This window comes from Haloarcula marina, from assembly GCF_024218775.1.
In the GTDB taxonomy this organism is placed as follows: domain Archaea; phylum Halobacteriota; class Halobacteria; order Halobacteriales; family Haloarculaceae; genus Haloarcula; species Haloarcula marina.
The window spans coordinates 294,842-312,901 of the sequence record NZ_CP100404.1; the positions used below are offsets into that span (position 1 = coordinate 294,842).

At 67.2% G+C, this 18,060-nt stretch carries 18 protein-coding genes; 10 read left to right on the plus strand and 8 right to left on the minus strand.

From position 1 onward, the window contains the following. Positions 1–23 precede the first annotated feature (23 nt). Together NJQ44_RS01525 and hisH are read left to right on the plus strand one after the other, a co-directional pair. Positions 24–611 (plus strand): uracil-DNA glycosylase, encoded by a 588-nt coding sequence (locus NJQ44_RS01525; RefSeq protein WP_254272920.1) that lies wholly within the window; start codon positions 24–26, stop codon positions 609–611. A gap of 362 nt (positions 612–973) precedes the next feature. Further along, on the plus strand, positions 974–1,624 hold the full coding sequence (gene hisH, locus NJQ44_RS01530) for an imidazole glycerol phosphate synthase subunit HisH (RefSeq protein ID WP_254272921.1): 651 nt from the start codon (positions 974–976) through the stop codon (positions 1,622–1,624). A gap of 261 nt (positions 1,625–1,885) precedes the next feature. Here the strand turns inward: hisH and NJQ44_RS01535 are convergent, their stop codons facing one another. Continuing rightward, the gene (locus NJQ44_RS01535) at positions 1,886–2,233 is read right to left on the minus strand and encodes a hypothetical protein (protein ID WP_254272922.1); all 348 of its coding nucleotides are present in this window, start codon (positions 2,231–2,233) and stop codon (positions 1,886–1,888) included. Positions 2,234–2,324: 91 nt separating this feature from the next. Between NJQ44_RS01535 and NJQ44_RS01540 the strand changes: the two genes are divergently transcribed. Then, complete coding sequence (locus NJQ44_RS01540) at positions 2,325–4,007, plus strand: histidine kinase N-terminal 7TM domain-containing protein (RefSeq protein ID WP_254272923.1); 1,683 nt, start codon at positions 2,325–2,327, stop codon at positions 4,005–4,007. A gap of 50 nt (positions 4,008–4,057) precedes the next feature. Further along, positions 4,058–5,158: a tRNA (guanine(26)-N(2))-dimethyltransferase gene (locus tag NJQ44_RS01545; protein ID WP_254272924.1), complete on the plus strand. Its 1,101-nt coding sequence runs from the start codon at positions 4,058–4,060 to the stop codon at positions 5,156–5,158. A 5-nt stretch (positions 5,159–5,163) separates the two neighbouring features. On the opposite strand, the gene NJQ44_RS01550 is transcribed toward NJQ44_RS01545, so the two are convergent. After that, a complete protein-coding gene (locus NJQ44_RS01550; RefSeq protein ID WP_254272925.1) occupies positions 5,164–5,583 on the minus strand; it encodes a hypothetical protein in 420 nt (139 codons plus the stop codon). Between the two features lie 92 nt (positions 5,584–5,675). Between NJQ44_RS01550 and NJQ44_RS01555 the strand changes: the two genes are divergently transcribed. Together NJQ44_RS01555 and NJQ44_RS01560 are read left to right on the plus strand one after the other, a co-directional pair. Next, positions 5,676–7,112 (plus strand): MATE family efflux transporter, encoded by a 1,437-nt coding sequence (locus NJQ44_RS01555; protein WP_254272926.1) that lies wholly within the window; start codon positions 5,676–5,678, stop codon positions 7,110–7,112. Positions 7,113–7,156: 44 nt separating this feature from the next. Continuing rightward, positions 7,157–8,413, plus strand: coding sequence for a YihY/virulence factor BrkB family protein (locus NJQ44_RS01560; RefSeq protein ID WP_254272927.1), 1,257 nt, complete (start codon positions 7,157–7,159; stop codon positions 8,411–8,413). A gap of 104 nt (positions 8,414–8,517) precedes the next feature. Here the strand turns inward: NJQ44_RS01560 and glnA are convergent, their stop codons facing one another. Next, entirely contained in the window at positions 8,518–9,873 is a 1,356-nt protein-coding gene (gene glnA, locus NJQ44_RS01565; protein ID WP_254272928.1) for a type I glutamate--ammonia ligase, read from the minus strand. Between the two features lie 126 nt (positions 9,874–9,999). Here glnA and lrp point away from each other — a divergent pair, with 126 nt between their 5' ends. The 4 genes from lrp to NJQ44_RS01585 all read left to right on the plus strand — a co-directional run bounded on the left by lrp (position 10,000) and on the right by NJQ44_RS01585 (position 14,068). Continuing rightward, entirely contained in the window at positions 10,000–10,455 is a 456-nt protein-coding gene (lrp, locus tag NJQ44_RS01570; RefSeq protein WP_254272929.1) for an HTH-type transcriptional regulator Lrp, read from the plus strand. An 81-nt stretch (positions 10,456–10,536) separates the two neighbouring features. Further along, on the plus strand, positions 10,537–11,133 hold the full coding sequence (locus tag NJQ44_RS01575; RefSeq protein ID WP_254272930.1) for a TetR/AcrR family transcriptional regulator: 597 nt from the start codon (positions 10,537–10,539) through the stop codon (positions 11,131–11,133). Beyond that, positions 11,130–12,602 (plus strand): MATE family efflux transporter, encoded by a 1,473-nt coding sequence (locus NJQ44_RS01580; RefSeq protein ID WP_254272931.1) that lies wholly within the window; start codon positions 11,130–11,132, stop codon positions 12,600–12,602. The genes NJQ44_RS01575 and NJQ44_RS01580 overlap by 4 nt, the downstream gene beginning before the upstream one ends. Positions 12,603–12,667: 65 nt before the next feature. Further along, complete coding sequence (locus tag NJQ44_RS01585; RefSeq protein WP_254272932.1) at positions 12,668–14,068, plus strand: protein kinase domain-containing protein; 1,401 nt, start codon at positions 12,668–12,670, stop codon at positions 14,066–14,068. Position 14,069: 1 nt separating this feature from the next. Here the strand turns inward: NJQ44_RS01585 and NJQ44_RS01590 are convergent, their stop codons facing one another. From NJQ44_RS01590 to NJQ44_RS01610, 5 genes are all read right to left on the minus strand, one after another. Next, a complete protein-coding gene (locus tag NJQ44_RS01590) occupies positions 14,070–15,020 on the minus strand; it encodes an AEC family transporter (RefSeq protein WP_254272933.1) in 951 nt (316 codons plus the stop codon). A gap of 81 nt (positions 15,021–15,101) precedes the next feature. Then, a complete protein-coding gene (locus tag NJQ44_RS01595) occupies positions 15,102–15,242 on the minus strand; it encodes a DNA repair protein RadA (RefSeq protein WP_254272934.1) in 141 nt (46 codons plus the stop codon). 353 nt (positions 15,243–15,595) lie between these two features. Further along, positions 15,596–17,275, minus strand: a complete 1,680-nt coding sequence (gene thsA, locus NJQ44_RS01600; protein WP_254274364.1) for a thermosome subunit alpha — start codon at positions 17,273–17,275, stop codon at positions 15,596–15,598. Positions 17,276–17,419: 144 nt separating this feature from the next. After that, positions 17,420–17,638 carry a HalOD1 output domain-containing protein gene (locus tag NJQ44_RS01605; RefSeq protein WP_254272935.1) on the minus strand — a complete coding sequence of 73 codons (219 nt, stop codon included), beginning with the start codon at positions 17,636–17,638 and terminating at the stop codon, positions 17,420–17,422. Between the two features lie 11 nt (positions 17,639–17,649). Next, positions 17,650–18,018 carry a DUF7344 domain-containing protein gene (locus tag NJQ44_RS01610; RefSeq protein WP_254272936.1) on the minus strand — a complete coding sequence of 123 codons (369 nt, stop codon included), beginning with the start codon at positions 18,016–18,018 and terminating at the stop codon, positions 17,650–17,652. Positions 18,019–18,060 lie beyond the last annotated feature (42 nt).

Below are 18,060 nucleotides of genomic sequence, written 5' to 3' on the forward strand. Positions count from 1 at the left end.
ACGGGGCGGTTCGAAGGCCCGGTATGGAGCAGATGGAGGGTTTGAACGTGGTCGCCTGCGAGCGCTGTGAGGAACTGTGTGACTCGCGCTCGCGAATCGTCAACGGCGTCGGTCCGGCGGACGCCGACCTCCTGTTCGTCGGCGAAGCGCCGGGCGCGAACGAGGACGAACAGGGCGAACCGTTCGTCGGCCGTAGCGGCGACGTGTTGAACGACGGTCTGCGCGACGCGGGCCTCGACCGCGGCGACGTGCGCATCACCAACTGCGTGCGCTGTCGGCCGCCGGACAACCGCGACCCCCGCACGGAAGAACTGGCGAACTGCCGCGGATACCTGGAGACAGAAATCGACCGCGTCGACCCGGAACTCGTCGTCACACTGGGAAAGGTGCCCGCCGAACATCTCTTGGGTCGGGACGTGGCAGTCACCGGCGAGGCGGGCGACGTGACCGACGTGCCCATCGAGGGCGACCCGCGGCGCGTGATGGTCTGTGTCCACCCGGCGGCGACGCTGTACGACCCCTCGCAGAAGGAGACGTTCGCGCAGACGCTCGAAAAGGCAGCCGACTTCACCGACGGCGAGAGCGGACAGCGACGATTGGGCGACTTCTAGGTCCGCTCCTGCTCGGAGTCTCCCGTACCGACACGTCCTCTGCGGTCTGCGTTACCGTGTTTGTCCCTGTCGTACTGAATTCGTCAGAGCAGTTCCGGCGGACTGTCCGTTGGTCGGTTCGTTGAGCGGCAAGCAGACGCGAATAGCGGCCACGACGACCATCGAACCGCCCTGGAAGAGCAGGACCGTCGTCGATAAGAGTAGAGTCCGGCACAACTCGCTGTGTGAGCATCTGCATTTAGACTGTGTGTGTGGTACGTCATTGGGGGGCACGCAGTGGCCGCTCATCGACGGCGGGCGGGTTCCGTCACTCGTTTGCGCGAAAGGGAACGCTCTTGGCGCGCGTTCGCCTACGCGCACGTATGAACGCGAGACAGACGACCGCCGACGTGGTGGTCGTCGACTACGGACTGGGGAACCTCCGGAGCGTCACGCGCGGCCTCGAACGCGCCGGTGCGAGCGTCACGCTCTCGGAAGACCCCGCGGAGTTCGACGCCGCCGACGGCATCGTCCTCCCCGGCGTCGGGGCGTTCTCCGAAGGCATGGAGAACGCCGGGCCGTTCCGCGACGCGCTGCTCGAACAGGCCGACGCGGGCAAACCCCTCTTCGGCATCTGTCTCGGGATGCAGATGCTCCTGACGGCCAGTGAGGAGGCCGACCACGCGGGCGAGGGCGAGGTGGAAGGGCTGGACCTCATCCCCGGCCAGAACGTCCGCTTCAGCCGCGACCAGACGGTCCCGCACATGGGCTGGAACGAACTCGACGTGCAACGGGACCACCCGCTAGTCGAGGGCGTCGACGGCCAGTACGCCTACTTCGTCCACTCGTACTACGCCGTCCCAGACGACGACGCGGCCGTCGTCGCCACCACGGACTACGGCGTCGACTTCGCCTCCATCGTCGCCAACGAGGCCGGGAACGTCTTCGGAACTCAGTTCCACCCGGAGAAATCGGGCGAGACGGGCCTGCGGATTCTGCGGAACTACGTGGACTACTGCGTCGACCAGCGGTAGCGGGCCGCTGTCGCGGAACCGACGCTGCGCTGTCGTTGCGGTCGACGGCTGCGGTTGCCGTGGCCGAGAGGCCGCTCCGTCGGCCGACCCGGGGAAGGGCAGGCATACCGTGGAGAGCATACCGCGCCGGAGGCGGGGTTTCACCGAACTCGCGGCGACGCCGCGAGTGCGGCCGTTTTTCCCCATGTTTTTGCGAGGAGCCTTCTCACAGCGCGCGCTGTGAGCGCGCGAGGAAAGGCGACGAAGTAAAAAGTGGGGTACCTAGAGGAAATCTCGCACGTCGGAGTACCACATGTCGTGGTCGTCGACAGCGTCGACGGCCTCGGCGATGCGGACGGCGATGGCGTGCCAGCACAGGTCCTCGGGGTCCTCGGGGTCTAAGTTGTACTCGCTGTCGGCGCAGTGACAGCCGCCGTCCTCGACGATGTACTCGTCCTCGTAGCCGACGACGACGGTGAAATCGCGGTACCCTTTGACGCGGCTCTCGCCGACGGCCTCGATGGCGCGGGTCCCCCGCTGGTCGTGGGCGTCGACGATAGCCGTCACTGCCTCGGGGGTGAGTTCCCCCGCGGATTCGAGCAGCGAGACCCAGTCGTCGACGGTGGTCACACGCTGGCTACGGCGAGGCGTGACAAAACAGCGTCGTCTGCCGGGGCGGCGTGGGCGGAACTGTAAACAGGCCGCGGCCCGACGAAACGCTATGGTGGTGGTCCCGTGGGTGGCGCTGGGGTCGTTCGCGTCGGGGGTCGGGTCGCTGTACCTCCTGGCCCAGTTGCGGGACCACTGGGAGAAACCGGGCGCGAAGTGGTTCGTGGCGACCATCGCGACCATCACCGTCTGGTGTGTCACCTACGGCGTCGCGCTGTTGGTCGCCGACACGACGATTCGGCGGGCCTTGGAGACGGTGACCTGGGTGTGTCTGGTCTGGATCGGCTACTTCTTCATGGGCTTCGCGCTGGGGTACACCGGGCGGACGAACATCCTCGAAAGCCGGTCGTTCACGGCGCTCGGCCTGATTCCGCTGGCGTCGTCGATACTGGCGCTGACGAACCCCTTACACGCGTTGCTGTGGGACGGCTTCCGCGTGGCGACGGTGTTCGGGGCGTCGGCGGTGACCTACACGTTCCAGCCGCTGGGGTATCTGGTCATCCTCCTCTCGATGCTGTTCGTCTCCGTGGCGACGGTGTTGCTGTTCGACACTGTCGTCAGTTACGGGCCGCTGTACCGTCGGCAGGCCATCGCCGTCGGCCTGAGTCCCATCCCGCCGGGTGTCGCGGTGCTGACGTGGGCGCTGGGACTCGGCCCGGCCATCAACCTGACGACGCTGTTGTTCCTGCCACACATCGCGCTCGACAGTTACGCGTTCGTCCGCAGCGGGATGTTCGAATTCCACCCGGCGACGCGGCGGGCGGGCGAGCGGGCGGCCATCGACGACATCGCGACGCCGGTGGCTATCGTCGACGTCGACGGGCGTATCATCAACCTCAACCCAGCCGCCGAGGTGATGCTCGCCATCGAGAAGCGGGCGGCGCTGACCGACCCGCTGGACGCGTGGATTGAGGGCGACGAGTTCGACATCGGGGCCGAGCGCGACCGACTCGGCGTCGAGAACGGCGGCCGCCGCCACGAGTACAAGATTCAGCGGACGGAACTCACCGACGACTCGGGAACCCATCTCGGCTACACTGTCGTGTTTCAGGACATCACCGACGAGATTCAGCGCGAGCGGAGGCTGGAGGTGCTCAATCGATTCCTACGTCACAACGTACGCAACGAGAGCGTCGTCATTCAGGCGCGGGCAGAGTTGCTGGCCGCGGAATTGGAGGGTGAGGCGGCCGAACACGCCGCGACTATCGAAGGGGCCGTCGACCGACTCGTCGAATCGGGAGACAAGGCCCGAACCCTCTCGGAAGCCAGCGGCGACGACGAGGCGCTCGAACCCGTCGGCCTCGCGGACCGCATCGAAGACATCGTCGCCGGGTTGGAACCCGAGTACGACGGGTCGGTCACCGTCGCCGTGCCCGCGGACCTCACCGTGCGGACCCAACCGGCGCTGTTGAGCGTCGTGGTGACGAATCTCGTCGAGAACGCCCTTCAACACGTCCCGGCAGCCACCGTCTCGGTGACCGCGAGCGCCGAGGACGGCGCGGTGGCCCTCTCGGTCGCCGACGACGGACCCGGCGTCCCCGACCACGAACTCGGCGTCCTCGAACGCGGGCGCGAGACCGACCTGAATCACGGGAGCGGGATGGGCCTGTGGCTGGTCCGCTGGGCCGTCACGACGCTGGAGGGGGACCTCGAGTTCGACACGAGCGACGGGACGACAGTGACGGTGCGACTGCCGCGCGAGCGCCCCGTCCCAAACGACCCGGCGACGGCGTGACCGCGCGGCCCGTTCGAACCACTTAACGGCCCCCGCGCGGAGAGACGGATATGCGCGTCAGCGAGGGACAGGTGACCGTCGAGGTGCCCGAACAGGCCGACGCCGGGAAGGGCGAGAACGTCTTTTTCAACCCGGTACAGGAGCTGAACCGCGACATCACCGTCGCGGCGCTGCGGGCCTACCGGGAGCGGGAGGGCGGTGAGTCGTACCTCGACGCCACCGCCGCGAGCGGGATTCGGGGCGTGCGTGCGGCCGCCGACGGGTGGGAGACGGCGCTGTGTGACGTGGACGACGAGGCCGTCGCCCTCTGTGAGCGCAACCTCGAACGCAACGGCCTCGCCGGGGAGGTCCACCACGAGAACGCGAACGTCCTGATGCATTCGGATGCGTTCGACGTAGTCGATGTCGACCCGTTCGGGACGCCCATCCCCTTCGCCGACGCGGCGATTCAGGGGACGAAAGGCCTGCTCTGTGTCACCGCCACCGACACCGCGCCGCTGTGTGGGGCGCACTTCGAGAGCGGCGTCCGCAGTTACGGCGCGGTCCCGCGCAACACCGAGTTCCACGCCGAGATGGGGATGCGCGTCCTCCTGTCGGCGATGGTCCGGACCGCCGCCCGCTACGACATCGCCGCCCGGCCGGTTCTCAGCCACGCGACCAAACACTACGCCCGGACGTACCTCGACTTCGAACACGGCGCGAAAGTCGCCAACGCCTGCATCGACGAACTGGGGTACGTCCACCACTGCCAGCGGTGTCTGTGGCGCGACCACGACCACGGCCTCATCGCCGACGCGCCCGACGCCTGCCCGGTGTGTGAGGAACACCTTCAGACGGCCGGGCCGATTTGGCTGGGCCGGACCTGCGACCCCGAATTCGCGGAGCGAGTCGCCGAGGAGATTACCGACGACATGGGCACGGCCGAGAACGCCCGCGAACTGCTGGCGACGCTCGCGGCCGAACTGGACAGGCCGACCCACTACGACCAGCACCGCCTCTGCAAGCGGTGGGGTCGCGGGGCCGAGGCGATGGACACCTTCATCGAGAAACTCCGAGACGCGGGGTACGACGCCTCGCGGTCGCACTACGGCGGAACGACGTTCAAGACGGACGCCGACGTGGTCGAGATTCGCGAGGCGACGGCGGAGTAGCGCCGTTAGCGGTCGGCCGATTTTGGACCGCTGTCGCCGCTGAGCGACGAGACGACGCTGTACAGCAGGAGGTACAGCGGCCGGAGGAAGTAGTTCACCATCCCGGCCAGTCCCAGCAGTCCGCCCAGCGCCTGCACTTCCTCTGGGGTCGCGCCGAGTTCGAACAACAGGGGCACGGCGGCGATAGCGGGGGCTAACCACAGCGACTCCAGCAGGCTATCCACGTCGAGGCCGACGACGTAGCCGAACTCGCCCCCGTCCGGGCGGGTGAGGTAGAGGCCGACGGCGAACGCGAGGAGCAGGCCGACCAGCGGGACCGACGCTGGGACACCGGCGAATCCCAGCGCGAGCAACAGGCCCGAGGCGACGAGCAACAGCGCCGTCACCTGCATCGTCCCCGACCGGATAGCCATCTCCGTGTTCATGTCTCTGTCTCGCCGGTGGAGTGGCCCGGCTATAAACCCTGTGTGACCCGGAGTTGTAACCCATATCAGAGTCCGCCCTCAAGGGCGTGTGCGTGTCGTCCCGGTACAACCCCGTCCGCGGCATCCTCTTGCTCGTCGGAGGCCTCCTCGCTCGCGTCGGCCTCGTCGACCGTGAGCGTATCACACGGGCGACGGACCTCTCGTGGCCCCGCATCGTCACGGGCCTCGCTCGGATGTCGAAGTCGACGGCCGACGTGGCGATGGTGGGACTGGCGCTCGGCCCGACGGCCATCGCGGGCGTCGGTTTCGCCACCCCCTTCTGGAACCTCTCCTTCGCGCTCGGCGCGGGCGTCGCCGGAGCGACCATCGGGATGGTGTCCCAGCGGTTCGGGGCCGACGCCCGCGACGAACTGGCGCTGACGGTCACGACCAGCGCCGCCGTCGTCCTCGCCCTCACGCTCCCCCTGGCGGTCGTCTACTGGGTCGTCCCCGGTTTCCTAGTCGACCTCGTCGGCTCCGGAACCGACGCCGTGGCCTACGGCGAGCGCTACCTGAAGGTGGTCGCGCTCGGGGCCCCGTTCGCCGCGCTGAACCTCGTCGGCAGTCGCACGCTCGTCGGGGCCGACGACGCCTACGCGCCGATGGTCTTACGCGGCGGCGGCGCGCTCCTCAACATCGCCATCAACGCCGTCCTCGTCTTCGGCCTCGGGATGGGCGTCGTCGGCGCGGCCATCGGCACCGTCGTCGCGAACGTCGTCGTCGCCATCGCTTTCGTCGTCGGGTTCGCCCGCGGCGGCCTCCCCGGCGTGGATTTTCCCGTCCGAATCCCGCTCTCGCGACCGTTCCTCGACCGCTCGCTGGCCCGTGACCTCGCCGAGATGGGGACGCCGCTGGTCGGGACGAACCTCGCCCGCACCGGCGCGCAGTTCCCTCGCCTGTTCATCGTCGGCCTGTTCGGCCCGACCGTCGTCTCGGCGTACGTCGTCGCCCTGCGGGTCCGCGCCCTGCTTGACACCCCCAACTGGGGCCTGAGTCTCGCCTCCAGCAGTCTCGTCGGCCAGGCCCTCGGCGAGAACGACGAACGCGAGGCGACGGCGTGGGCCAGCACCGTCCTCCGTCTCGGTGTCGGCGTCTATCTCGTCGTCGCCCTCGGTCTGCTCCCCTTCTCGCGGCAGGTCGGACGCCTGTTCGTCGACGACGTGGCGGTGCTCGGCCTCGTGACGGTGTTCGTCGCCGTCGCCTGCGTCAGCGTCGTCTTCCGCGGCGTCGACGGCGGTGCGACGGGACCGCTCAGGGCCAGTGGCGACACCCGCTGGCCGCTGTACTCCCAACTGGCCGGGATGTATCTGTTCGCGCTCCCCATCGCCTACGTGGGCATCCTCGTCCCCGCTATCGGCGTCCTGGCGCTGTATGCGTCCCTGCTGGCGGAGACGGCCGTCCCCGCCGCTATCACGTACTACCGGTTCGTCTCCGGACGGTGGCGCGTGGTGAGTCGGTCGTATCGGCCCGACGCCGCGCTGGACGACTGAGTCGGGTCGCAGAGATATATGTACCAGCCGTCCGACATGCCGCTGTGGACCGCAATCGCGCCGTCACTGTCGTTCGGGACCTCGTCCATATCGTCCGCGAGGACCAGGTGTCGTTTCTCGCCGCCAGCATCGCCTACTACATGTTCATCTCCGTGCTCCCGTTGTTGTTGTTGGCGCTCGTCGTCGGGTCGATACTCGGCGGCGAGGCGTTCGCCGCGCGGGTGGTCGGGGCCGTCGGCGCGGCGCTCTCACCGGCGGCGGCGGACCTCCTCGGCGACGCCCTGACGAGCAGTGCGGGGCGAGGCGGCGCGACGGTGCTCGGTCTCGGCGTGACCACTTGGGGGGCGCTGAAGGTGTTCCGCGGCCTCGACATCGCCTTCTCGGAACTCTACGGCACGGCCGGTGACGACTCGTTCGTCGCGCAGTTGGTCGACGCGCTCTCGGCGCTCGCGGGCATCGGACTGGCGCTCGCCGGGTTGTTCGTCCTCGGATCGCTCGGCGCACTGCTCGGCGTCAGCGTCGCGCTCGGTGGCGTGGCGCTCGTCCCCGTCCTCACCGTCGCGTTCCTGCCGCTGTACTACGTCTTCCCTGACACGGAGATGCGCGTTCGCGAGGCGGCCCCGGGGGCCGTCCTCGCGGCAGTCTGCTGGACCCTGCTCGGGACGGCCTTCGGCGTCTACGCCTCCCAGGCCGGGAGCTACCAACTGTACGGTGTCATCGGCGGGGCGCTCCTGTTGGTGACGTGGTTCTACTTCGCCGGACAGATACTGCTCGTCGGCGCGGCGTTCAACGTCGTCCTCTCGGGCGGCAGGGACCGGCAGTTACAACACGACTCGCTTCGAGTGTCCGGCAAAGCGATGAGTGAGGACGCCGACCGAGTGTCGGGTGAGACGCCACCGCCGGACGGGGACGCCGACGCGACGGCCGGTGGTGACGACCTGACCGACGAGGAACTCGCACAGTTACGCGAGGAGTTCGAGTCGTTCCGCGACGACGTGGAGGACCGCACGCTCCACCGCGACGAGGTGAAAGCCGACCTCAAACAGTACGTCCGGCGGCGGATGCGCCGGGGCCACGCCCGCGGGTGGGGCCCCTACGTCGTCTTGCTGTACGGGACGCTGATGACCCTTGGCGCGTTCTACTACTTACAGGACCAGGGGCTGTGGGCCGTGCTGGCGATGCTCGTCATCTGGCTGGCGACGCTCGGCCTGTACGTCGTGATGCTCGTCGTCGGCGTCACGTTCCGGGTCACCGGCCTGCCCGGGCGACTCGTCGAGAAGGCCCGCGACTGGCGTAGCTAACTGGCTTTCTCGGTCTGTCTCTCTCGCTCTCGTTCGTCCCGGCGTGAGCACAGTCGCTCGCCGTGACGCGCCGGAAAAAATGGTACTCGGTTCGGTGGTCGCGCTTAGAACTTCTCGAGGTACTGGTCGAGTTCCCACTGGGAAACGTCGACGAGGTACTCCTTGTGTTCCTGGCGCTTGGCTTCGACGAAGTTCTCGAAGACGTGTTCGCCCAGCGCGTCGCTGACGACTTCGTCCTCTTCGAGCGCGTCGACGGCCTCGCCGAGGTTCTCGGGCAGCGTGGTGATGCCGTACTCCTCGCGCTTTGCCTCGTCGAACTCGTAGATGTTCTCGCGGACCGGGTCGTCGCATTCGAGGTCCTTCTCGATGCCGTCCAGACCGGCGTGGATGAGCGCGGCGAACGCGAGGTACGGGTTACACGAGGGGTCGGGGAAGCGAGCCTCGATACGCGAGGCGGCCGGGGTGCGAGCGGCCGGCTTGCGGATGAGCGCGGAGCGGTTGCGGTCGGACCACGCGACGTAGACGGGTGCCTCGTAGCCGGGGACGAGTCGCTTGTAGGAGTTCACGGTCGGGTTGGTGACGGCCGTGATGGCGGGCGCGTGCTCGAGGATACCGGCGACGAAGCTCTTGGCCGTGTCGCTGAGGTTGAACTCGTCGTCCTCGTCGTGGAACGCGTTCTCGCCGTCCTCGGTGAACAGCGAGATGTGGGTGTGCATCCCGGAGCCGTTGATGCGCGGGATGGGCTTGGGCATGAACGTCGCGTGGAGGTCGTGCTCGGCCGCGATGGCGCGAACGACGGACCGGAAGGTGGCGACGTTGTCGGCCGTGGTCAGGGCGTCGTCGTACGTGAAGTTGATCTCGTGCTGGCCCTGTGCGACCTCGTGATGGGAGGCTTCGATGTTGAAGTCCATCGCCTCGAGGCCGTAGATGATGTCACGGCGCACGTCGGAGGCGAGGTCCTTCGGCGCGAGGTCGAAGTAGCCACCGGCGTCGTTGGTCTTCGTCGTCGCGCGGCCGTCCTCGTCCTCCTCGAACAGGAAGAACTCGGGTTCGGGGGCGGCGTTGACCTCGTAGCCGAGGTCCTCGGCGCGGTCGATGGCGTCTTTCAGGACACCACGCGGGTCGCCGGAGAACGGTTCGCCGGTCGACGTGTTGATGACGTCACAGATGAGTCGAGCGCTGGAACCGCCCTCGACGTTCTCGCGCCACGGCAGGACGGCGAACGTCGACGGGTCCGGGTCCAGACGCATGTCGGACTCCTGGATACGGACGAAGCCGTCGATGGACGACCCGTCGAAGTAGATGCCTTCGGTGAAGGCCTTCTCGGCCTGGTCGGCCGTAATCGAGACGTTCTTGACTGTTCCGAGAATGTCCGTGAACTGAAGTCGCAGGAAGTCGACGTTCTCCTCTTCGATTTCGTCGAGTACCTCCTGTGCCTCAGCCGAGAGTTCGCTTGTCATCTTTAGACAGAGGGTACGAGCATTGCTACTACTAAAATACTGCCGTTTTACGCAAGGATTCCGGACTCCTCGCTCGCAGTTGGACGTTCGTAAAATTCTAATCCCCCGAGGGCCTGTGTGAGTGTAATGACGTACGAAAATCTCGACCGCAAGCTAGTGAATGCCCTTCTGGGGGATGGGCGCGCCAGTCTTCGGAGCCTCGGAGAAGACCTCGACGTGTCGGTAACGACCGTCTCGAACCATCTCTCGGCGCTCGAAGACGACGGTATCATCAACGGCTACACACCGAAAGTCGACTACGACGCGCTCGGGTACGACGTGACGGCCATCATCCAACTGAAAGTCGAAGGGTCTTCACTGCCCGACGTGACCGAGGACCTCAAACAGCACAAGCAGATGATGTCCGTCTACGAGGTCACCGGCGACTACGACATCATCGCCGTCGGGAAGTTCACCGACACCGACGGGATGAACGCCCAAATCAAACAACTGCTCACCGACCCCGAAATCAAGGAGTCGAACACCTCGGTCGTGCTCAACACCGCGAGCGAACACGAGCAGTTCGAACTCGACCTCGAATAGCCCCGCCGCTTCTCCGGGTCGAATCCCGCCGGTCGACCGAACCGATGGGTACTTGACTGACCAGTCAGTTAGTTACTACTAATGAGCGACGGCGACCCCTCCGAGGACATCATGGGCGCGACGTATCGCGCGCTGTGTGCCCACGGCTACGCCGACCTGACGATGCAGGACATCGCCGACGAGTCGGCGAAGAGCAAAGCGGCGCTGCACTACCACTACGACAGCAAACACGACCTGCTGTGTGCGTTCTTGGAGTACCTCTACGACGGTTTCGTTGAGCGCACGGCCGACGTGGACGACGCGGACTCCCACGAACGACTCCTCGCACTCGTCGACGCCGTACTGGATAAACCGGACGACGACAGCGAGCAGTTCGGAACCGCCATCCTCGAAATCCGCGCACAGGCCCCCTACGAACCGGGCTTTCGCGAGCGCCTGACGCGGTTCGACGACTATCTGGTCGACCGCCTGACCGACATCCTCGAAGCGGGCATCGACGACGGCACGTTCGACCCGGAGATGGACTCCGAAGACACCGCGCGGTTCGTCGTCACCGTCCTGACCGGCGCGGCGACTGAGCGCGTCACCGCCGGCCGTCCAACCGAGTGTACCCGCCGGATGCTCACCGAGTACGTCGAGACGCACCTGCTGGCCGACACACAAGAGGTCGAGGCGTGAGCGACGGGATACTCGCCCGCATCGGGAGCCTGTTCAAAGGGCAGGAGGAACTGGAACTCACCAGCGGCCCCATCGGGAAGCCCCTGCTGTACCTCTCCTTTCCCATCGTCATCACGAACCTCTTGCAGGTTGCGTACAACCTGGCCGATACGTTCTGGTTGGGCCAGTACAGCACGACGGCGCTGGCGGCCATCTCCTTCGCGTTCCCGATGATTTTCCTGCTCATCTCGCTGGGGATGGGCCTCTCGGTGGCCGGGAGCGTCCTCGTCGCCCAGCACACCGGCGCCGAGGAACCCGAGAAGGCCGAGTACGCCGCCTCGCAGACGCTGACGTTCGCCGTCGCCGCGTCCCTCTTTCTGGGGACGGTCGGTTTCTTCTTCGTCGAGGACTTCCTGCGACTGCTCGGGGCCTCCCAGCAGGTCCTGCCGGGCGCGACGGGCTACTTACAGGTGGTCTCGCTCGGCCTGACGACGATGTTCGGCTTCTTCGTGTTCATCTCGCTGATGCGCGGGTCGGGCGACACCATCACGCCGATGCTCGTGATGTTCGGGACCGTCGTCCTGAACATCGTCTTGGACCCGTTCCTCATCTTCGGGTGGGGCCCCTTCACCGAGATGGGCGTCGTCGGCGCGGCCGTCGCGACCATCTTCTCGCGAGGGCTGGCGTTCATCGTCGGCATCGCCATCATGCTCCGTGGCAACCGGGGCATCCAAATCAACCCGGCCGACATGGTCCCGGACTTCGGCTATCTGAAGAAACTGCTCGCGCTGGGGATTCCGGCCTCGGTCGAAGGGACCGGCCGGGCGCTGTCGGTCAACGTGATGCTGTTCATCGTCGGGACGTTCTCCGTGACGGTGGTCGCCGCCTTCGGCGTCGGCATCCGCATCTTCTCGCTCGTGTTCATGCCCGCCATCGCGATGGACCGCGGCGTCGAGACGATGACCGGGCAGAACCTCGGGGCCGACCGGCCGGACCGCGCGGCGAAGGCGAACCACTTCGCCGCGAAAGTGTCGTTCGTCGTCTTGACGGCGCTCGGCGCGGTCACCATCTTCGCCGCGCCCGCTGTCGTCAGCGTGTTCAGCGACGACCCGGCCGTCGTGAAAGTCGGCGCGGAGTTCCTCCAGTGGGTCGCGCCCACCTTCGGATTCATCGGCGTCGTTCGCGCCTACTCCGGCGGATTCCGCGGGGCTGGCAAGACTCTCACGTCGGCGGCGCTCGCGGTCCTCATGCTCGGGGTCATCCGCGTGCCGATCGCGTGGGTCGCCTCGCGGCCGGTCGTGGTCCCGGCGTGGCTCGGGCAGTCAATCGTCGACCTCTTCGCCTTCTCGCTGGCCGAGCAAGGCATCTGGCTCGCCTTCGGCATCTCGAACGTCCTCGCGGCCGGTATCGCCCTCGCGTGGTTCCTCCGCGGGACGTGGCGCGACGCCGACCCGCGGGGCGGTCCCGACGCCACCATCGCCGACGACTGACCCGCTCGGCCGTGTGACGGTCGTCTGACGTATGTTCATGGTGACTGGCCCGCAACCGGACAGATATGTCTACGGGCCGTCGGGCCGGAGAGCGCGACGAGGGACGCGAGGCGCTCCTCTCGGTGTTCGGACGCCCGCTCTTGGACGCGCTCGACGGCGAGACCGGCCGGGAGGCCGCCCGCGCGCTGTGCCTCCTCGCGGACGCCGATTCGTCGGTGACCCGACCGCTCGCCACTCGCTTGGTCGAACGCCTGTCCGACGCCGAGGACCGCCGCCCGTTCCTGCGGACGCTGGCGACGCTGGCCGACGACGACCGGGCGGCGGTTCGGGCGGCGCTCGACGACTGCGCCGCCGGTCGTTCGGTACGGGCGGCCATCGCCGACACCGACGGCTGGTCGTTCACCGAACTGGCGGACGGCGGGACCGACGTCGCGGGCGCGGTCCGGCAGGTGGTCGAGACCGACGACGTGCGCGACCCTGGCCCCGGTGTCGCCCAGCGAGCGGGCACGGTCGAGAGGCCAGCGGCCGACCCCGACCCCGACCGCGCCGCCGAGCGAGAGCGGCGCGGAGACCCCGCGGCTATCGACCGCCGCGACCGACTCGCCCGGGCCGAGCAGTCCCGCGCCTTCCGGGCCATCAGCCTCCTCGGCGCGTTCGACGACCTCACCGTGGTCGAACCGGAGCAGGCGGTCCGCTACGGGTCGGTCCTGCGGACCCACGCCACCTTAGACGGCGAGGAACGTGGCGTGGCGCTCCGCCTGTTCGACCTGCCCGACGGGGCCGACGCCCGCACGCAGTTCGCCGCCAGCGTCGCCGAAACGCTCGCCCAGTGGGAGGGCGTCACCGACCACGACGGCGTCGTGACCGTCCACGACTGGGGCGACTATCCCCGGCCGTGGGTCGCGACGCCGTATCTGGACGGGTCGCTGGCCGACCGGGGCCGCCCCAGCGTCGAACGGGGCCTCCGCGAGGCGACGCATCTCGCCGGGGCGCTCGCGAACTGCCACCACAACGGTGTCGTCCACGGCGGCCTCGACCCGAAAGCCGTCGTCTACCCGGCGACGAGCATCGACGGTCTGCCCGCGCCGCGACTCGACAACGTCGGCCTGATGGACGCCGTGCGCGCCCACTTCGAACCGTCGGCGTATCTGGACCCCCGCTACGCCGCCCCCGAGTACTTCTCGCGGGAGTACGGCAGTATCGACGCCGCGACCGACGTGTACGCGCTCGGAGCCGTCTGCTACCGACTGCTGACCGGACGGCCACCCTTCACCGGCGACTACGACGCCGTCCGTCGGCGCGTCCTCGAAGCGCGGCCGCCCGCCCCGACCGAGGTAAACCCGCGGCTTCCCGACGGCGTCGACGACATCGTCGCGAAGGCGACGGCCAAGGACAAACTCCGGCGCTACGAGACGGCCGCGGCGGTGCGCCGGGACTGTTGGCGACTGGTCCAGTCCCTCGACTGACTCACACCACGGCGCCGGACTGCAACGCGGCGACCAGCAGTGTCACCGTCACGACGCTCGCGAGCGTCGTCACCAACACCGTGGCGCTCACGAACTCGCCGGGCGAGATACCGTCGCGGTCGCTGCTGAACGCGCCGACGAGGATGAGCGTCGTCACCCCCGTCGGCGTCGCCAACAGCAAGACGAGGACACGGGCGACGGTCGAGTTCGAGAAGCCCACCAGCAGGACGGCCGCGGTGGCGACGACGGGCGCGAGGAGGAGTCGCATCCCGCTGGCCGCGCCGACCGGGCGAACCGCCGCCGTTCCGTCGACGGAGGACAGTTGGATGCCGAGGATGAGCAACATCACGGGGATGGAGGCGTTGCCGAGCAACGCGAGCGTCTGCATCAGCGTCGAGGATTCGGGCGGGACGACGCCCAGCCATCGGACGGCAAGCGCGACCACGACGGCGTACACGAGGGGGACGCCGAACACCCGTCGCATGTCCGCCAGTGGGTCGGTTCCCGTCCCGCGTGCGGCGACGTAGATGCCGACGGTGTAGAGCATCACGCCCTGCAACGCGGTCACCAACACGGCGACGCTCCGGCCGGTCGCGCCGAAGGCGAAGTCGGCTAGTGGGATGCCGTAGTTGCCCGTGTTCGGGAAGGCGATGGCGAGGACGAACGCGCCCAACAGGGGTTCGGTCTGGCCCCACAGGCGACCGACGAGTTCGGCGACGCCGAGCATCGCCGCGGTGAAACCGAGGACGGCGACGACCACCTGGAGGATAGTCCCGCCCGCCAACTCGGAGGTCGTGAGGCTGTGGACGACCAGCGCCGGTGCGAGAACGTACACCGTCACCGTGTTGAGCGCGTCGGGGTCGACGCCCTCGTACCGGCCCAGGAGGAACCCGACGGCCGCGACGCCGACCACGGGGAGAATGGCCGTCGCGAAGATTCCCAGCAGTGACACGGTCGTGAGTCGTCGTGGGGGGAGAACAATCCTTTCGAATTTCGATGCCGTCGCGGCCGCGCCGACGCGGCCGCCGAGGCGTCAGAGTTCGTACCGCGCTATCTCGCCGGACCCGCACTGGTCACACGCTCGCTGCCACTGGTCGGTCGAGGCACCACAGAGGCGACACTCGTAGATAATATAGCCCTCTGGGTCCCGCAGTGCGTCCCTGAACCACGTCATCACCGACATTCGCTGTCACCCTGTTTCGTCCGTGTCCACCATCTGGACATGGCTGAGCCTACTCGCCCGTGGGAAAAGCTCTATTTACCACCTGCTACGCGTCACATTCCCGCTATGCGTTTCTTGTTCCGAACTCTGTTAGCTGTGGTTACCACTCGACCGTGCTAACGTGCGACAAACATACCTGAAATACCCAACGTATTGCTCGGACGGAATGAATTATATCTCGACTGTCACGGTCGGTAGGCGGATGCTACCGCCGTCACGTATCGTCCGGAAAACGGTCGGAAATCGCTACGAAACGAGTGTGGGCCGAGGGGGTCGTGAATGGGGTGATGTAGCCGGAACCGAGCTTACATCATGCCGCCCATGCCGCCGCCCATGCCGCCCATGCCGCCGCCCATGCCGCCGGGCGCGCCGCCGGGGCCGCCGGGGCCGCCTTCGTCTTCGTCGTCGTCGCCCTGGCCACCCTTCAGGTCGCCAGCGGCGATGACGTCGTCGATGCGCAGAATCATCACGGCCGCCTCGGTGGCGGACTCGATGGCCTGCGTCTTCACGCGCAGCGGTTCGACGACGCCGTCTTCTTCCATGTCGACGATTTCGCCGGAGTAGGCGTCGAGACCAGAGGTGACGGCTCCGCCGTCGTGCTTGCTGCGGAGGTCCACGAGCGAGTCGATGGGGTCGTGACCCGCGTTCTCCGCGAGCGTGCGCGGGATGACGTCGATGGCGTCGGCGAACGCCTCGACGGCGAGCTGTTCGCGCCCCCCGACGGAGTCGGCGTAGTCACGCAGGCCCAGCGCGAGCTGGGTCTCGGGGGCACCGCCGCCGGGCAGGACCTTGCCGTCCTCCAGCGTGGCGGCGACGACGCCGAGCGAGTCCTCGATGGCGCGCTCGACTTCGTCGACGACGTGTTCGGTGCCGCCGCGGAGAATCATCGTGACGGCCTTGGCGTCTTCGACTTCCTCGACGAAGATGCGCTCGTCGCCCGCGATGTCCTTCTGTGCGACGGAGCCAGCGAAGCCGAGGTCATCCTCGGTGATGTCGTCGATGTTCGAGACGATGCGCGCGCCGGTCGAGCGCGAGAGGGCCTCGATGTCGGACTTCTTCGCGCGGCGCACCGCGAGGATGCCCTCCTGTGCGAGGTAGTGCTGGGCCATGTCGTCGATGCCCTTCTGGCAGAAGACCACGTCGGCACCGGACTCGGCGAGCTTGTCGACCATCTCCTTCAGCTGTGCCTCTTCCTGGTCGAGGAACTGCTGAAGCTGGTCGGGGTCGGTGACGTTGACCTCGGTATCGAGTTCCGTCTCGGGGACCTCGATAGCGGTGTCGAGCAGGGCGATGTCGGCGTCCTCGACGGCGAAGGGCATGTTGTCGTGGACGCGCTCCTTGTCCACGATGACGCCCTCGACGAGTTCGGACTCGTCGGTGGAGCCACCGACGACCGTCTCGATCTGGATGTTGTCCGTGTCGACGAGGCCGTCCTCGGCGACGGACTGGGCCGCGCGGACGACGAGTTCCGCCAGCACGTCCTTCGAGGACTCCGCGCCCTTGCCGGTCATGGCCGTGCCAGCGACCTTCTCCAGCGTCTCGGTGTCGTCGGCGTCGACGTCGATGGCGTTCTCTTCGAGAATCTCCTTGGCCTTCTCGGCGGCCTGTCGGTATCCCTGCGCCAGAATCGTGGCGTGGATGTCCTGGTCGAGGAGTTCCTCGGCCTTCGAGAGGAGTTCACCGGCGATGACGACGGCCGTCGTCGTCCCGTCGCCCACCTCGTCCTCTTGGGTCTGGGCGACTTCGACGATCATGTTGGCCGCGGGGTGTTCGATGTCCATCTCGTCGAGGATGGTGACGCCGTCGTTCGTGACGACGACGGACCCCGAGTTGTCGACGAGCATCTTGTCCATGCCCTTCGGACCGAGTGTCGTCCGCACCGCCTCGGCCACGGCCGTCCCGGCCGTGATGTTCATGGACTGTGCGTCCTTCCCAGAGGTGCGCTGGGACTCCTCGGAAAGTACGATCATGGGCTGGTTGCCCATCTGCTGTTGAGCCATAGTCAAACGATGATTGAATGTGATTCTATATAAAGCTTGTTGTGCCGGTAGAGGTATCGCCGCACTGCGACCCTCCGAGACGGTGTGTGACTGGTTACCGTGGTGGGTTTATATACCGTTTCTCGCCGGTCACGCCACCGATTCGACGTCGACGTCGCCGTCGGCGGTGACCGTCACCTCGTATTCGTAGAAGACGAACGACACTTCACCCACCGTCGCTCGCCCGTCGAACAGGTTATCCAGCGCTCGCGGGTCGATAACGTCGGCGAGCGGTCGTTCGAGTTCGACGGGGTCCGTCTCCGCCGCGTCCGCGACGAGTTCGACCACTTCGACGCTCGGTTTGGTCATTTCTGAATCCCTCAGTGCTCCGGGCGGCAAGGCGTCGTGACGGTCACGCTGATGCCGTTCGCCCTGAAGACGGTCGTATCCGGTCCCGCTGTCCCGGCTATCGGCTGAACTGTCGCGCTGGTGTCGTCCCACTCGACCAGTCCGGCCCGGTGGAGGGCGGGGAGGTGTCTGTGGTGGAGCGACACCCGCGTCTGTTGAATCTGCTCCGCTGTCGCGACGCCGTCACCAGCGAGCGCCACTGCGAGGCGCTCGACCGAGACGGGGTCTCGACCTCCATCCAGATGTTCGAGTAGCCGTCGCCGTGTCTCGGAGGCCAATACGCCGAATAAGCTGTCGAGGTCACATCCAGTGGCGTCGTCACGCTCGCTATCCACTTCCATGGTCGCCCTAGCGGTGTAATCCCTGAAAACAGCGCCTCCTGA

Coding starts and splice junctions, on each gene's coding strand:
- NJQ44_RS01525 (WP_254272920.1), top strand. CDS start 24: ATGGAGCAGATGGAGGGTTTGAACGTGGTCGCCTGCGAGCGCTGTGAG.
- hisH (WP_254272921.1), top strand. CDS start 974: ATGAACGCGAGACAGACGACCGCCGACGTGGTGGTCGTCGACTACGGA.
- NJQ44_RS01540 (WP_254272923.1), top strand. CDS start 2,325: ATGGTGGTGGTCCCGTGGGTGGCGCTGGGGTCGTTCGCGTCGGGGGTC.
- NJQ44_RS01545 (WP_254272924.1), top strand. CDS start 4,058: ATGCGCGTCAGCGAGGGACAGGTGACCGTCGAGGTGCCCGAACAGGCC.
- NJQ44_RS01550 (WP_254272925.1), bottom strand. CDS start 5,583: ATGAACACGGAGATGGCTATCCGGTCGGGGACGATGCAGGTGACGGCG.
- glnA (WP_254272928.1), bottom strand. CDS start 9,873: ATGACAAGCGAACTCTCGGCTGAGGCACAGGAGGTACTCGACGAAATC.
- lrp (WP_254272929.1), top strand. CDS start 10,000: ATGACGTACGAAAATCTCGACCGCAAGCTAGTGAATGCCCTTCTGGGG.
- NJQ44_RS01575 (WP_254272930.1), top strand. CDS start 10,537: ATGAGCGACGGCGACCCCTCCGAGGACATCATGGGCGCGACGTATCGC.
- NJQ44_RS01585 (WP_254272932.1), top strand. CDS start 12,668: ATGTCTACGGGCCGTCGGGCCGGAGAGCGCGACGAGGGACGCGAGGCG.
- NJQ44_RS01595 (WP_254272934.1), bottom strand. CDS start 15,242: ATGACGTGGTTCAGGGACGCACTGCGGGACCCAGAGGGCTATATTATC.
- thsA (WP_254274364.1), bottom strand. CDS start 17,275: ATGGGCAACCAGCCCATGATCGTACTTTCCGAGGAGTCCCAGCGCACC.
- NJQ44_RS01605 (WP_254272935.1), bottom strand. CDS start 17,638: ATGACCAAACCGAGCGTCGAAGTGGTCGAACTCGTCGCGGACGCGGCG.
- NJQ44_RS01610 (WP_254272936.1), bottom strand. CDS start 18,018: ATGGAAGTGGATAGCGAGCGTGACGACGCCACTGGATGTGACCTCGAC.